Source organism: Pseudomonas sp. F220, assembly GCF_057813935.1.
The window spans coordinates 50,329-65,234 of record NZ_JBVASJ010000034.1 but is presented as its reverse complement, the minus strand read 5'-3'; the positions used below and the strand labels follow the sequence as shown (position 1 = coordinate 65,234).

18 protein-coding genes are annotated in these 14,906 nt (G+C 55.1%); 10 read left to right on the top strand and 8 right to left on the bottom strand.

Annotation, left to right across the window (positions count from 1 at the left end; all coding sequences use genetic code 11):
- Window positions 1–118: 118 nt before the first annotated feature.
- From ACZYSM_RS23470 to ACZYSM_RS23450, 5 genes are all read right to left on the bottom strand, one after another.
- A complete protein-coding gene (locus ACZYSM_RS23470) occupies window positions 119–376 on the bottom strand; it encodes a DUF6555 family protein (protein WP_489075090.1) in 258 nt (85 codons plus the stop codon).
- A 270-nt stretch (window positions 377–646) separates the two neighbouring features.
- Window positions 647–838 (bottom strand): hypothetical protein, encoded by a 192-nt coding sequence (locus ACZYSM_RS23465; protein WP_489075088.1) that lies wholly within the window; start codon window positions 836–838, stop codon window positions 647–649.
- A gap of 112 nt (window positions 839–950) precedes the next feature.
- The gene (locus tag ACZYSM_RS23460) at window positions 951–1,472 is read right to left on the bottom strand and encodes a GNAT family N-acetyltransferase (protein WP_489075086.1); all 522 of its coding nucleotides are present in this window, start codon (window positions 1,470–1,472) and stop codon (window positions 951–953) included.
- 216 nt (window positions 1,473–1,688) lie between these two features.
- A complete protein-coding gene (locus tag ACZYSM_RS23455; RefSeq protein ID WP_489075084.1) occupies window positions 1,689–2,009 on the bottom strand; it encodes a hypothetical protein in 321 nt (106 codons plus the stop codon).
- A 272-nt stretch (window positions 2,010–2,281) separates the two neighbouring features.
- A complete protein-coding gene (locus tag ACZYSM_RS23450; RefSeq protein ID WP_489075082.1) occupies window positions 2,282–2,440 on the bottom strand; it encodes a hypothetical protein in 159 nt (52 codons plus the stop codon).
- A gap of 225 nt (window positions 2,441–2,665) precedes the next feature.
- Here ACZYSM_RS23450 and ACZYSM_RS23445 point away from each other — a divergent pair, with 225 nt between their 5' ends.
- On the top strand, window positions 2,666–3,055 hold the full coding sequence (locus tag ACZYSM_RS23445; protein WP_489075080.1) for a hypothetical protein: 390 nt from the start codon (window positions 2,666–2,668) through the stop codon (window positions 3,053–3,055).
- Between the two features lie 319 nt (window positions 3,056–3,374).
- Here the strand turns inward: ACZYSM_RS23445 and ACZYSM_RS23440 are convergent, their stop codons facing one another.
- Entirely contained in the window at window positions 3,375–3,953 is a 579-nt protein-coding gene (locus tag ACZYSM_RS23440; protein WP_489075078.1) for a DUF4337 domain-containing protein, read from the bottom strand.
- A 267-nt stretch (window positions 3,954–4,220) separates the two neighbouring features.
- On the opposite strand from ACZYSM_RS23440, the gene ACZYSM_RS23435 reads away from it, so the two are divergent.
- Complete coding sequence (locus ACZYSM_RS23435; protein WP_489075076.1) at window positions 4,221–4,655, top strand: styrene oxide isomerase; 435 nt, start codon at window positions 4,221–4,223, stop codon at window positions 4,653–4,655.
- A gap of 143 nt (window positions 4,656–4,798) precedes the next feature.
- Entirely contained in the window at window positions 4,799–5,044 is a 246-nt protein-coding gene (locus ACZYSM_RS23430) for a hypothetical protein (protein ID WP_489075074.1), read from the top strand.
- 99 nt (window positions 5,045–5,143) lie between these two features.
- Here ACZYSM_RS23430 and ACZYSM_RS23425 read toward each other — a convergent pair whose 3' ends face one another.
- Window positions 5,144–5,557 carry a DoxX family protein gene (locus tag ACZYSM_RS23425; RefSeq protein ID WP_489075072.1) on the bottom strand — a complete coding sequence of 138 codons (414 nt, stop codon included), beginning with the start codon at window positions 5,555–5,557 and terminating at the stop codon, window positions 5,144–5,146.
- A 269-nt stretch (window positions 5,558–5,826) separates the two neighbouring features.
- Here ACZYSM_RS23425 and ACZYSM_RS23420 point away from each other — a divergent pair, with 269 nt between their 5' ends.
- From ACZYSM_RS23420 to ACZYSM_RS23390, 7 genes are all read left to right on the top strand, one after another.
- A complete protein-coding gene (locus ACZYSM_RS23420; RefSeq protein ID WP_489075070.1) occupies window positions 5,827–7,167 on the top strand; it encodes a carbohydrate porin in 1,341 nt (446 codons plus the stop codon).
- 67 nt (window positions 7,168–7,234) lie between these two features.
- The gene (locus tag ACZYSM_RS23415; RefSeq protein ID WP_489075068.1) at window positions 7,235–7,768 is read left to right on the top strand and encodes a sugar dehydrogenase complex small subunit; all 534 of its coding nucleotides are present in this window, start codon (window positions 7,235–7,237) and stop codon (window positions 7,766–7,768) included.
- Entirely contained in the window at window positions 7,761–9,407 is a 1,647-nt protein-coding gene (locus tag ACZYSM_RS23410; RefSeq protein WP_489075066.1) for a GMC family oxidoreductase, read from the top strand. Before ACZYSM_RS23415 ends, ACZYSM_RS23410 begins: the two co-directional genes overlap by 8 nt.
- 5 nt (window positions 9,408–9,412) lie before the next feature.
- Entirely contained in the window at window positions 9,413–10,795 is a 1,383-nt protein-coding gene (locus ACZYSM_RS23405) for a c-type cytochrome (RefSeq protein ID WP_489075064.1), read from the top strand.
- Window positions 10,796–11,160: 365 nt separating this feature from the next.
- Complete coding sequence (gene wrbA, locus ACZYSM_RS23400) at window positions 11,161–11,763, top strand: NAD(P)H:quinone oxidoreductase (protein ID WP_489075062.1); 603 nt, start codon at window positions 11,161–11,163, stop codon at window positions 11,761–11,763.
- 552 nt (window positions 11,764–12,315) lie between these two features.
- Window positions 12,316–13,128, top strand: a complete 813-nt coding sequence (locus ACZYSM_RS23395) for a class I SAM-dependent methyltransferase (RefSeq protein ID WP_489075060.1) — start codon at window positions 12,316–12,318, stop codon at window positions 13,126–13,128.
- 201 nt (window positions 13,129–13,329) lie between these two features.
- Window positions 13,330–13,527 (top strand): hypothetical protein, encoded by a 198-nt coding sequence (locus ACZYSM_RS23390; RefSeq protein WP_489075058.1) that lies wholly within the window; start codon window positions 13,330–13,332, stop codon window positions 13,525–13,527.
- Between the two features lie 115 nt (window positions 13,528–13,642).
- On the opposite strand, the gene ACZYSM_RS23385 is transcribed toward ACZYSM_RS23390, so the two are convergent.
- Window positions 13,643–14,848, bottom strand: a complete 1,206-nt coding sequence (locus ACZYSM_RS23385; RefSeq protein ID WP_489075092.1) for an MFS transporter — start codon at window positions 14,846–14,848, stop codon at window positions 13,643–13,645.
- Between the last annotated feature and the right edge of the window lie 58 nt (window positions 14,849–14,906).

Below are 14,906 nucleotides of genomic sequence, written 5' to 3'. Positions count from 1 at the left end.
GGCTGGGGCTGGTCTCAATACTGGATACGATAAACCGGCTTAGCCGCATAGCTTGAACCGCCGTATACGGAACCGTACGTACGGTGGTGTGAGAGGACGGCGGGGGTGACCCCGCCTCCTACTCGATATCAGACGGAGTCTGCAAATACCGGTGCCACATAACCTCGGTGATGCCGCTTAAACTCACAAAATTTCGCATCGCCCGGACGGTGCCGCCGCAAGGTGGACTTGAGGCTAACCTGCACCCGGAGTGCAAAAAGGAAAGGTAGCAAGCATCTGCCTCTGTCATGATTTTCGAGGGATGAGCGAACACGACTCGATACCCGTTGAAGCTGTAGCAGATAATAAAATGTACAGGCTTCACGGTCGGCTCCATGGCTATTGGCTACCACTCGTAAACCCTAGTCAATGCGTGGATATGTTGCTCTTACCTTCGGTCTGAATGATCGATGTTCCCTTTATTTGAGCTTCGCCACTGAGCGGGGCTTCTTCATTTATGGCTCCCTGATAGGGGAGGAACTTGAGATGTCACACATGCCAGAAAAAGCCCCGTCGTTCCGGGGTCTGCTTCAGCATCGCCTGGTCATTCGCAACGGCGGTTCATGGGGGGCTTGGCGTTGAGTGGGGTAGAGGTTTGTTTGAATCGTTACTCTTCTTTACTCCGGCGTTCGCACTCGGCTTGAGCCTCTTCCCTTGAGGTGTAGGCGCGCAGTTCGCGCATTCCGGTGTTGGTATTGAAAATATTGAATCTAGGCTCTGATGTTGTTTTGAGCTGTCCAGGGCCTTTAGTGCCATTCGTCGTTGGATATGCGGTAACCACCTCGTATTTTTTTGACATGCCGCTCTCCTGGATTTGAACCTCACTGATACCGGCAACCAGCCACTAATTCAAGCTATTAGAGAAAACCTATGGCAACCAGGCAACCCAACTGGGAGGCAATCGAGCGTGCCTACCGTGGAAGCTCACAGGACATCACGACCATTCCGATTTCGGCTTTATCAGTATTGAAAGGGATTTCTCCAAGCGTTCTGAACCCGAAGCTTTCATAGAAGCGCTGCGCATTGGTATTGGTCTTTAGCACGTCGAGCCAAACCAAGCGCTCTTTACGTATTTGCGCAAGGTGGCGAATGAATTGCAAAAGCTGCTTCCCATAGCCTTTGCCTGCCTGAGACTTGAGGAAATAAATTTTCTGGAGTTCAGTTCCGACTTGACCAGAAATGGGGGCGGGCGTCGACCAGTTCACTTTTGCAAAGCCCACCACTCGGTCTTCTTCGTCGCACGCTATGAGCCAACAGTGGTGTGTGGCTGACTCGAGCGATGTCTTGAGTGCCTGGATTGAGAAATCTGCGTTGAGGAAGTTATGCATTCCAGCGTGAGACCAGATGTCGGAGAAATGTTCCTGGTACGTCTCGCAGCCGATATCACGAAGTGCGTCGAGGTCTTTTATGGATGCCTCACGAATGTTGATCACTGCCTTGCTCCTTGCACCGATAGCTCTTCAGGTTAAATCATCTTGGGACATGAGTGGACCATGAGTAGGCCGTCCCCACCGAAAGACCTCGCCTCATAAACGAGGGAACACTGGCTGGCGGAGGGTAGGTTATGAGCGAGAGTTGGTGGCTGCAGTGAGCGCTTGTCTGTGACTCATCAGGCCTGCCGTCAGCAGCGAAACCAATAGAGCGGAAAATTAATCATGGCAGCCAGCGTCCACTACCTTGCAGGTATTTGGAGTTCCACCTGATCGGCCTGCATAGCGTCTGCAATTATTCATTGAAGATGTGCGTGCATTCTGCAGATTGGGACCCCATGCCAAGCCTCCCTCTCCAACAGTGGGCAGTGCTTTCGCGTAGCAGACGGAGCCCTCAGTTGGCGTTGGAGAGCGCTCCTCAATAGGCGGTGGAGCGCTCACCACAGTGTGTTTATGTGCACATCCTGAAATAAACGAAAGACTGATAAAAATTGATAGCAAAACCAATGGCTTGCTTTTTTTTGATGTTGTTTTGGACATTCCATTTCCCCTGTTAGTGAGGATTCTGGCCGGCGTTCACGCCACCTGACAGGTCGAGCCTCGGCAGCAAGGCGCTGCACCTTTTTTGGTGGTGTTAAAAATTAGATTAGTAGGGATTGTCCCTTCCGATAGATCTCTTTATCCATTGATTTACCGTCCGCTAGCGAAAACCAAAATAGCTTCAAAATCAGTTCCGACACTCGCAATGGGCATGCAGGCAGAATGCGGTCAATGGTGTGTAGCTCAGGTTTGAGTCGGGGGAATGATTGGCATCACTTGCACTCCATGGAGTAATCGCCGGGCACCATTGCGTGGTACATCTTGATCTGGGCCAGGCACTCTTGGAGCGTGCTCCACTGGCTGAGCGGCTTGGTTTCGCAACCTTGGGCCGTACAGTAGTGGATATACAAGGTGAACAGGGTGACTGTCATGGTCGGCTCCCGGAGTCGCTGTTCCTGGCGCAGAGCCTGCTGCACCGCGGCGATGATCCTGCCTATGTAACGGTAGTCAGGGTTTGGCGCATCTGCACGATCTACCGCACCGTCAAGCGCTCAACGCCCAGCGGCTGGGTGATTGGATTTTCTGTCGGCTTGGGGGGCTCCCGCTCAAATGGATAGTGCTAGATTGGAGGCGGGCACATACCTAGGGGAATTCAGATGATCACTGACGCTCGGGATGCAGCGAAGTACGTTGATTGCTATTCGTCTATCGAAAGCCCGCAAGTGCGGGAGGCGTTTTGCATGCTGGTTGGCGCGATCTCCACAATGAAAGGGTATAACTGCGCCCCCAAGCCGCAGGCTGAATTAAATAGATCCATTGGAATTTTTTCGGCATCCGACGGCACTTGTCCCTTCAGCTTCGTTTCCAATCATAATTGGCTTCTATTTTACTTCCGGCTGCCAGCTTTCAAGACCGAACACCATTCGCTTAAATCACTCGCCGCAGAATTTGGCGAGGTAAATGACAAGACTGATGGGGAGTGGACCATCAAGCTACGCTCAGTTGATGATGTGCGCCGCTTGCTACGGATAATCAATATTTCTTAGCCGCAAGCCTGGGTGTTCAGCGCAAGATAACGGGCAGGATGATGGACGACGCAAGGCCAGAATCAAAAAGCCCGGCGCTGGGCCGTAATACCGTTCAGTTAAGGAAATTGTAGGAGCGAGCTTGCTCGCGATGGACTCAAGAGCGCCGCGTTTAGCCAGTAAACACGCGTTATCGTTAATATCCATCGCGAGCAAGCTCGCTCCTACAGGGTCGCAGCGTTCGCTTAACTGAACAGCATTGCGGCGCTGGGCCGGGCTCTCGGATGGGCATGTTGAAATTTACATTTTAACCATGCGTGTCGGGGAAACCTCATCCAGCTTATATATGCAACCAAGCCAGCGTGCCCAGCACCACACTGACTCCCGCCGCACTATACGCGACCTTCTTTAGCCACTCCTTGCGCGTCAACAAGGTAATCGCCGCCAGCGAAATAGCAATCTGAATGGCGGTCATCGCCTGGGCCCAGCGGTGATGCTGATGCAATACCAACTCTGACTTTTCATCCCATTCTCGAGCCTCCACCTCGAGTGCTTCTGCTTTTTTGCGCACCACTTCTTTTTCATTTTTATAGCGTTGCGCTTCGGCGGTGTAATGCGCGGCATCGAGGCCGGGGATATGGATCGCCAGCTCAGACAGGTTTTGCCGGCTGGATTTGGCCTGGTAATAATTCCATTCGTTGGAGGCTTCGGTTTTCTTGATGGCGGCGTTGTTCTTGTCCATTGCCGCTTCGCTCTCCGTGGAGCCCGCCTGATAACTGAGCATGGCACCCATGGTCGCCATGATCGCCGTCATCACCGCTATCTTGCTGGCGAAATTGTCGCCGCGGGCCTGGGCGTGTTCGGTGGCGTGTTCCAGATGTTGTTCGTGCGGGCTGGGGACTTCGAAGTCTTCAGGCATGGACTTTGGTCTTTGGGAGTGAATAAGTATCAAATTGTAACGGTAGTGATCACCGAAGGCGCTATATCAATGAATAACCATCGAGTCGAGGTGACGAGTTGCTGGTTTTTGGATCGTGCTCGTTCGGCAGGACTCCGGAGGAGGGAGTGGGAGGTCTGTTGAGGATTCATCTGCATCCGAGTCAGGAGCACCGCACTTTTTGGAGAACGATCTAGAGTTGATGTGAGAGGGGCTGGCGATCATGTTTCGGCCAATCATGGGGGGTACATGGTCATGGGCCGGACTCGGCGAAGGTTGCTCTGGCATGGCATATTCTTGTTGTTCCTGGGTCTGTGCACAGGTCTCTTCGAGCCGCAGTTCAGCAATCCGCGTATGGGACTTGCTGCACACCTTGAGGGGGTCATGAATGGCATCCTGCTCCTGGCGATTGGCGCGGTCTGGATGGAGATTCACCTCGTCCCACGCACAAAAGCAGTTGCATTCTGGACCGTTCTTTACGGCACCTATGCAAACTGGGGATTTACCGTGCTTGCGGCCGTTCTCGGGACGATGGCCATGTCGCCTGTCACCGGCGCAGAACACCGGGGCGAACCATGGCAGGAGAGCTTGGTGACGGCAGGGTTTGTAAGTGTCGGGGTCACCATCATTGTTGCTGTGATGCTCATACTCTGGGGCTTGCGTCAAACACTGCCGCCCCGGTGAAACTGCACAAGTGATGCTCGTTTGGTCTGCTGTACTTCAACGGATAACACGTTCGCCGGCTTCTTCCTCGCCAGGGTGGCGTGATTGTTGGTTGTGGACTAATGCTTAAGATTGGGTAATCACCGGATATCAGGGAGAGCGAAATGGCACCAGTAGACAGGCCGCACCCAGTTAATTACGTCCACCCAAACGGCAGAGAGGCGATGATTGATTTCGAATGGGGGGATCCAGGTGATCCGATCCCAAAAGGGCTTCGTATTTCCGTGAAGTACTCTGAGGACAATATCCAGAACCTTCATGAAAAAGCGATTTACAAGAGCTTCGACGATGCAAGAAGCCAAGGCATTAAGCTGGCTACGAATATGATTGAGCAGGCCGACCAACTGTAGGTTTGTCGTTCTGCCGAGGTGTTCAGCACAAAGGGCGAGGGCGTGTCAGGTCGCTTCCCTCACCCCTCGTCAGGGGTGGTTCGAGTGATGTGCGTGCAGCTATCTGCCGTCAATCGAATACTTGCCAGGACCTGTAATGCCCAGCAGCAGAAAACCGCCCATGATACTGAGATTCTTGAAGTATTGGATCGTGTTGGCCGCGCGCTCTGGGTCAACCATAGTCCAAAAGTGATGCGCGATCAGAGAGGTACCGAGTACGAACAAGACGAAGAGAAATGCGAGTGGGCGGGTGTAAAAACCCAAGACGATCGCTATAGCAGCAAAGAACTCCATGACGACCGCAATCCCCGCAGCGACCATGGGCATGGGCGCGCCGAGTGAACTTAGGTAAGCAACGGTACCGCCAAAGTTTGTCAGCTTGCTCCAGCCGGACATGATGAAAAGGATCATCAGAAGGATGCGGGCGAGCAGGATGATCTCGTTTCTCTGATTCTCAAACAGGTTGTATCTCATGGTGTTCCGCCTGTGGACGCGAGAGAGGATGCGCAAGCAAGTCTGGTATTGACGCCTTGTGCGTACTTTTAACACTAGCAGCTGATTGGCAGCCTGCTCTCGAACAGGGAGGAGCCATGTATGCGTCAATCCACCGCTGAAGATCACCCTCCGTAAAACGTGAAGAGCGAAATATTTTGCAATATTAATTGTCGTGGACGGGCAAATATTCAACGCGACGACTAGTCTTTGCTCAGCCGATTCGGCAGGCCCTACAGGTCTGGGAAAAGATGAGCAAAGTAGTATTTGCGGGTGTTGGGCTGTCTCTCAGTTGCCTGAGTGCTCTGGTGTTCGCAGATGAAGGGATGTTCTCTACCTCATCACAGTGGATGACGGGTGACTGGGGTGGCCTTCGTAAGGAGCTACTGGACAAGGGTTATGACGTCCAACTCAGCTATCAGTCCGAGAGTGCCGCTAACCTTCACGGGGGTTATGACCACGATCATACGGCGCGTTACACCGACCAATTCAATATCGGCGGCGCCATGGATTTACAGAAAATTTTGGGTTGGAACAAAGCTAATCTGCAATTACTGATCACCGAGCGCAGTGGTCGCGACATCACCAATGATCGCTTGACCGACCCCCGCGTCGGCACGATTGGCTCGTCCGTACAAGAGAACTTCGGGCGTGGTCAGACCTGGCGGATTACGACCCTCGCCTACCAACAAAAATATTTCAACGATGTGCTCGACATCAAACTGGGCAGACTGCCAATAGGCAGCGACTTCGATGCCACGGGCTGTGTGTTCCAGAACAACTCCTTGTGCGGCGGCCTGGTCGGCCATGGCGCAACGGTCTGGTTCAACTCCCCGGTCAGCCAGTGGGGCGGGCGCATTAAAGTCAACTTCACCCCTGAGATCTATGCTCAATTGGGTGTTTACGAATACAACCCGACTCTGCTCGACAGCAACAACGGCTTCAAATTGAATACCTCGGGCCGCCAAGGCAATACCTATGTCGGGGAAGTTGGCTGGACGCCCATGCTGGGTGATGCCGGGATGGCCGGCAAATACATGGTGGGCACCTATTGGAACAGCGCCACGGCCGCCGACGTGCTTGAAGACGCCAACGGCAATGACAAAGCGGTCACCCGCGCCGCAGCCGATCAGCATGATGGGCGCTATGGCATGTATGCCTACGCACGCCAACAGGTCACGACTGTCGGGGGCGATGCCAAGCGCGGGCTGAGCCTGTTCGCCCACTATGGGCAATACGATAAAAAAAGCAGCACCCTCGATTGGCAGGCCCAGGTCGGGCTCATTTATGCCGGTCCATTCGATGCCCGTCCACAGGATGCCGCCGCGATCGGTTTCAGTGAAATGCACGTCAACCCGGCCTTGACGAAAAACCAACAGCTGCAGAACGAAGTCAGGAACCTGGATGACTACAACAATCCGGCCTTCCAGCCTGTCCAGCGAGCTGAGTACGTCGCCGAAATTCATTACGACTTCAGACTGACCCCATGGCTGATGCTGCGTCCCAACCTTCAATACCTGGCCAATCCTGGTGGGGTGTACGAAGTGGACAATGCTGTGGTCGCGGGGTTGACGATCAATACGGTGTTTTAAACAAACAATCCGCGGTCCAGGTACTAAAAAGTACCGCGCCAATAACCTGTGATAACAGGACAAAATAATGCCTGGTCTCGACGAAAACGCTAGCCTGGTCCCCTTTTTGCCCTCCCGGCGGGGAGTGCTTAAAGGCCTGTTGACGGCCTATGCGGCCTCGTTCATTCCTTGGGCATTAGCCGAAGCGGTGGAAAGTCCGGAGCAGGGGGCGTTTCTGGCCCTGTCTGCGATCATCGCCGGTCGTCAGTCCCTTGACCACGAAATGGTGAAGAGTCTGTACGAGGCGCTGCTGGCCGATGACCCGAACTTTGCCGGTGAGGTGAAGGATCTGCTGAAGCTGGTCAACGATCGCCACATCGACCCGATGCAAATGCAGAAAGTGCTCGATGCGGAGAAGTCATCATTGGCGGCTGTACCACGCAAAATCGCCACCGCCTGGTTCATGGGCGTGGTCGGCAGTGGTGAGCACGCGCGTTGCCTGGCGTATGAATATGCGCTGAATGCCGTCATGGTCGCCGATGTGCTCAAGCCTCCGACCTATGCCTATGGCCCCTATGGAAGCTGGGCAAGTAAACCAACTGTAGAGGTGCCAAATGGCTGACCAACTATCGGCTGATATCGTTGTTATCGGTTCGGGAGTCTGTGGGTCGCTGGCGGCCCTGAAGCTGGTCAAACAGGGGGCGTCGGTACTGATACTGGAAGCGGGGCCGGTCATTGATCGGGGTCGCATCGTCGCCGCATTCCGCAACTCGCCGCGCAAGGGCGACTGGATGTCACCCTACACCAGTACGGATTGGGCACCGCACCCGGTCTATAAACCGACTGACAACGGCTACCTGGTCCAGGCAGGCCCGTATCCTTATCCTGCCGAATATATTCGCGGCGTCGGCGGTACCACTTGGCACTGGGCCGCCCAGGCCTGGCGCGCGGTGCCAAGCGACTTTCGGATCCATAGCCTGTATGGCGTGGGCGTCGATTGGCCGCTGACCTATGAAGAACTCGACCCTTTCTATCAGGAAGTCGAGGAAATCTGGGGCGTCTCGGGGGCTGATAACACCGGTTCACCACGCAGCAAGCCGTTCCCGATGGAGCCGGTGGCCGAACCCTACGCCATGCGTCGCGTTCGCGAGCGGCTGGCCCCGACCTATGCCATGGTGAGCAATACCACGGCGCGTAACAGTCGCAGCTACGATGGCCGCCCAGCCTGCTGTGGCAATAACAGTTGCCAGCCGATCTGCCCGATTGATGCCCAGTACCATGGCGGTATCGCCATTCAATCGGCGGTGGACGCCGGGGCGAAGCTGCAGTCCAACGCCGTTGTCTACCGTATCGAGCATGACGATATGGGCAAGATCGTTGCGGTCCATTACTACGACCCGGACAAGCAGACCCATCGCGTCACCGGCAAGACCTTCATCCTCGCTGCCAACGGCATCGAAAGTCCTAAGCTGCTGTTGCTTTCGGCCAGCGATAAATACCCCAATGGACTGGCCAACAGCTCCGGCATGGTCGGGCGCAACCTGATGGATCACCCAAGCACTTCATTGACCTTCGACGCCGATGAGGAAATGTGGCTGGGCCGCGGCCCGCAAAGCCCAAGTTCGATCAATACTATGCGCGATGGTGCTTTTCGTTCCAAACACGCAGCTTATCGGCTGGATTTCACCAATATCTCGCGGGTCAACAGCGCCACTGACGCTCTGATCGCCGATGGCGTTTACGGTGTGGAGTTTGAGAAACAGCTGCGGCATCGCTCGGCGTTCGAACTCAACGTCAAGGACGTACTGGAAGTGCTGCCCAACCCCGAGAATCGCATCACTCTGAGCTCTAACAAAGACAAACTGGGCATTCCAACGCCCCAGGCTCACTACTCCATCGATGAATACACCCGGCGCGGCGCTGAGGCGTCGCACAAGGACTTCGCCCGGATCGCAGGCCTTCTGGGGGGCACCAACCTGCGCTACACCGCCGAAGGCAGCTTCGCCAACAACCAGCACATCACCGGGACCATGAGCATGGGCCATGATCCGAAAACGTCGGTGGTCGATAGCTTTGGTCGTACCCATGACCATGAAAACCTGTTCATTTGCAGCACTGGCATCATGCCGACAGCGGCGACGATGAATTCGACCATGACGGGCGTTGCTCTGGCGTTGCGAACGGCGCACCACATTCAGCCTGATCGCATCATTGCTCGTGTTTTGTCGTATGGCTCATCGATCGAACACGTGCGAGGCTGACCCCGATGAACTGGAAAAACTGCCTTATTGGTCATGTGATCGCGGTCGGGGCCACACTTATCGGTGCGCAAACCAGCGCGGCGGCCACCGACAGCGATTTGATTGCGCGTGGGAAGTACCTGTCCACAGCGGGCGACTGTGTCGCCTGCCACAGCGTGCCTGGTGGCAAGCCGTTTGCCGGCGGGCTGGCCTTGTCGACACCGATCGGCGAGATCATTGCCACCAACATTACCCCATCGAAAAGCGCCGGGATCGGCAACTACACGCTGGAGCAGTTCAGCGCTGCGTTGCGCAAGGGTATCCGCGCTGATGGCAAGCATCTGTATCCGGCGATGCCTTACACCTCGTACGCCAAAATCAGCGACGAGGATGTGCAGGCCATGTACGCCTATTTCATGAATGCCGTTGACCCGGTGGACACCGCGTCCAAGCCAACCCAGTTGCCGTTTCCGTTCAACATTCGCTTGTCGATGGCCGCGTGGAATCTGTTATTTCTCGACGCCAAACCGTTCACTCCCGATCCGTCACAGAGTGCCGAATGGAACCGTGGCGCTTACCTGGTAAAGGGCCTGACTCACTGCAGCGCCTGCCATTCGCCACGCAATCTGATGATGGCCGAGGTGTCGTCGCGTGACCTGGCCGGTGGCGATGTGGGCACCTGGCATGCACCTAATATCACCTCCGACCTCAACAGTGGCGTGGGTGGCTGGAGTACCGAGGAGCTGGTCAAGTACCTCAAGATCGGGGATGGGCTGGGCAAGGCCCAAGCTGCAGGGCCCATGGCTGAAGCGGTCGATCACAGCCTTCAGTACTTGAGCGATGTCGATCTGACGGCCATTGCGATCTACCTCAAAGCTGTGCCTGCCCAGCATGATCCTGCCAACAGCAAGCCGGTCTATGCGTTGGGGCAGCCATCCGATGAGCTGAGCAGCATCCGTGCGGTCGCATTGCCGGTCGATGGGAGCAAGATGAGCGGCGCGCAGATCTACGACGCTTATTGCGGCACCTGTCACCAGGCTCAAGGTCAGGGCAGTTTCGATGGCGGCCTGCCATCGCTGGTGCATAACACGGCGGTCGGTCGCAGCAACACCAGCAATCTGGTGATGGTGATTCTCGACGGGGTCAAGCGCAACGCCGATGGTTCGGACGTAAGAATGCCAGGCTTCGCCAAGGAGCTGGATGATCAGCAAATCGCCACGCTGGCGAATTACCTGACCTTGCACTTCGGCAACCCGGCGGTGAAGGTCAGCGCGAGTCAGATCAAGGACTACCGAGCGGGTGGTGCGTCATCGAACCTGGTGGCAATGGCCCAGGGCTCCATGGCTGTCGGTGTACTGATCGTGATCGGGTTGCTGCTCTGGTTAATGCGCGGCAGGCGCCGTTCGTAGGCCCACGGTAGTCCTTCTCCGCGGGCCGGTTTGTAGTGAATACGAAGAGTGTTGCTGTACGTTGAACGCCCGGGGGCTTACCAAACGCGATGTTGTGAGGGGTGTCATGGGGGAGATAGCCCGCGGTCGCCTAATGGCTATAGCGCTCCTATGCGTAGTCGAAAAAGCTTCTCTGTCTGCCAGCAGGCAGCATATGGAGCTGCTAGTGTTAAGTCCGCATGCCGTCAAAGTCGCTGCAGTCTGGTGGGTGTAAGCCGCAGTTTCGTTCGTGACCAAGCGCTACGCCTACCGCTGTTGTTCGTTGGCAGTGGTGTAATCCAGGATCTTCCTAATCCATCGAATGGCTCTTAATCCAGGAAAAAATCATGGCGAAGGTACTTGTTCTCTATTACTCAATGTACGGTCACCTCGAAACGATGGCTGGCGCAGTGGCCGAAGGCGCACGATCCGTACCCGGCACCGACGTGACGCTCAAGCGTGTCGCTGAAACCATCCCGGCCGAACAGGCAGCTGCCATCGGCGTCAAACTCGACCAGAAGGCACCGGTGGCGACACCTGACGAGCTGGCCAATTACGACGCCATCATCTTTGGCACACCGACGCGCTTTGGCAATATGGCGGGACAGATGCGCACGTTTCTCGACCAGACCGGTGGACTCTGGATGAGCGGTGCTCTCGTCGGGAAGATCGGCAGTGTTTTTGCTTCGACGGGTACCCAGCATGGCGGCCAGGAAACCACTATTACCTCGTTCCACAGCACACTCCTGCATCAGGGGATGGTCATCGTGGGTGTGCCTTACACCTGCGCAGGGCTGACCAACATGAGCGAGATCAGCGGCGGTACGCCCTATGGCGCGACCACCCTGGCAGGCGCCGACGGGAAACGGCAACCGTCACAAAATGAACTGGATATTGCGCGCTTCCAGGGCAAACACGTCGCTGAGCTTGCAATAAAGCTTGCGGGCTAAAACAATCCCGTAAACGGGAACATGTTGCAGGACCGCAGTCGAGCTTCGTTGGGCTGTGTAACGCCGGGGTGGTTATCTCCTGAGGCCATAAAGATAGGACTAAAAATTATTAGACCCACAGAGCAGGCTTTGCTAGAACAATAACTGCGCGGCTCCCACCTTGAAGGAAACAGGTTGAGGTGAGAGCGTGCTGCTAGAACTCCATTTACCTAAATGGAAACCGCCCAACATTGAGCTGGGCAACGATCAATGAGTCTGATTGCCAACCTTCGGGTAAATCGCTGCGCATCTGGCCAACTGCTCGCGCACCAGTGCATAGGGCTCATTGATCCCCTTCTTTTCCTTCCCGCAAATTCTGCACTGTTGATGTAACTGATCTCGGTCGCGATCACCTCGCGGCGTCGATGGCATCTGGTGAACTTCGTCCCGGTGCAACAGCTAGCGTCCCGTGATATAGACTCATGCCAGTTTTTTGAGGCGTGGGGAGCCGAGTCTCTTAACCCACAGCCAATACTCAGCGAAAGCCATGTCTAGTCGGAGACGGAGAGAGCAATGGAAGTGCAAACAAATAAAAGTGCCATCGCAAGCAATAGGGATGCATGGAATGACTCTGCAAAGCATCATAAACATACGGATGAGTGGCGGGAGCGTTTAAGTTTGGTTAGCCGCGCGGATTTTTCATGCCTGGATCAGACGATCACGTCCTTGCTTCTCAATGTGGGAATCGATGGCAAAGATGTGGTGCAGCTAGGCTGTAATAATGGTCGAGAGAGTCTTTCGCTTTTTGCGCTTGGCGCCCGCTCCGTGGTTGGAATTGATCAATCAAGCGCCTTTCTTGATCAGGCGCGCGAACTGGCGTCTCACTCCCCGCATGATCCCGAGTTCATAGAGGCCGACATCCATTGCCTGTCGCCTGCACTCCACGATCGTTTCGATGTTGCGCTGATTACGATTGGTGTATTGAACTGGATGCCCGATATTGCGGACTTCCTGTCTCATGTCGCGAAGACGCTCAAAGTGGGCGGCACCTTGGTGATTTATGAGACGCATCCGTTCCTCGAGATGTTCGATCCCGAGTCGACTGATCCCTTCCGTGTAGGCAGCTCCTATTTTCGTGTGGAGCCCATTGTCGAAGACACCGCGATTGTCTACGCGGGAAAAACCGAGGCAAAAATCTCCCCGTTTTATTGGTTTGTCCATCAGATGGGTGACATTGTCACGGGCTCAATAGAGGCCGGGCTTCAGATCACACACTTGAAGGAGTACGCGCATTCCAATCGCGAGGAAATATACGATCTGTACGAGAGTCAGGAAGCGCAGTTACCTATGTGCTTCACGCTGACGGCAGTTAAGCGCCAAGCGTGACGAGTGTCCTCCGTATCCATGTAACCGAATGTCGTGACACAAAAGCCCAGGGCCCGGATTCAGACTAGGTCATTGGTCGGGCTTTTTCTTTTGGGCTCCAAAGCTTCAAATTTCCGGCTAGGCTCCAACGCGTTGATGATCAGTATTTCCCAGGCAACAGGTGCTTGCTGGTATTGATCAACGGTCAGAATGGAGCAATAGATGAGTGATTCTTACATTGAAGACGATGGGGCTGAGTATCCGATAAATAACCTCGTACGCTGTGGCCAAATTCCTTACAAGGTTGATTTCGAAGGCGCAGCGATCGACGACTTATCCAGCAAGACCAAGTCGAGCGTGGCACGAGGGAGTGGCAGGACGAAATTCCTCCCCAAGGCGATTCACCCGTCGAAGAAGTAGTTGAGATGTAGCCATCACGCCTCGCCATGTGCGGGGCATTTCCATGTATGGCTCCCAGTAAACTGAGAGCCATACCCGCCAGAAAAAACCGACGGACTCCAGCCGAGGTCGCCCCTCAACCAGCTCCCTTGCCAGCTGTACTGCTCAAATTGGACGCGCCCAGGAAGTAGAAGAACCCGCCCGCCACAATGAAGAGGGCGAGCATGTAGAACATGTAGTGGGGAGGCTGGCTCGCCAATGCAAGCCCGCAAAGAACCGGACCCAGTGCCGCGCCGAGGTTGGACAGGTTTTGCGCTCCGTAGTACATACCGCGCAGGTTGTCCGGTGCAATGGTGTCGATGAACATGTATTCAGCGGGGAATACGATAATCTCGCCGACAGTGAAAATGCCCATTGAGATCACCCAGAGCACAACAGTGGTCGACAGGGCGAAACCCGCCAGGCCAAGCATGAACATACTCAGTCCTGCTGCCAGCCACAGATTCAGGTGTCTGGGGGAGATCCTCCTGCCGATGGAGTATTGCAAGCAGATCACCATCATCGCATTGGTAGCCACAACGGTACTGATGATCTGATAGGTCGTTTCAGGTGTGGTCGTGACCACCAGATACTGCGAGAGATAAGCCGTGAATTGGCCAAAGACCACGGCGCTGAGTAGCCCGCCGAGGGTGAAACAGACCAACCGATAATCCTTGAGCAGAAGTTTTCCCACCGCCAGAAACGGTGCGGGCTTCTGAGTCGCATCGACGGCTCTCAGGTCTCTGTCGCCCCAAACGAAATAAATGAGGAAAAACCCGACGCCAAGCCCCGCGGACAACAGGAACGGCAAACTGATATCCAGTTTAGCCATCCCCGCCCCAAGAAACGGGCCGACGGCATAGCCGATATTGGTCAGGGTGTATTTGATCGAGAACACTTCGCTGCGATCAGTGACTGGAAGCAAGCTGCCAAATCCTGACTTGACCGCGATATCGATCACCGCATAAGCCAGGTTGATCAGCACCAGGCATAGACAGAAAAGCCAGAGATCACGGGCAAGAAACGTCCCGAGAAACCCCAGGGTGAACAAACCGCTGAAGCCCAGAATCAGCCGGTAACTGGACATATTGTCGACCAGAAAACCACCGTACAGGCTCAACAGCGATCCAATGACCAGTGTGCCGCCAATGACCAGGCCGATATCGGCGACGCTCAGGGCAAAACTGCTGGCAAGGTAGATGACCAGATAGGGCAGGGTTATGGCTCGCGCCAGGGTCAATATCAGAGACGCCGAAAGCAGCAGATTTACCGCTCTCGGATAGTCTTTTAGCGTGGTCAGCATCCTTGCCTCATCGTTCAGCAGTTTGTTTTTATGAGATGGGTTAGCAGTGCATACAGAA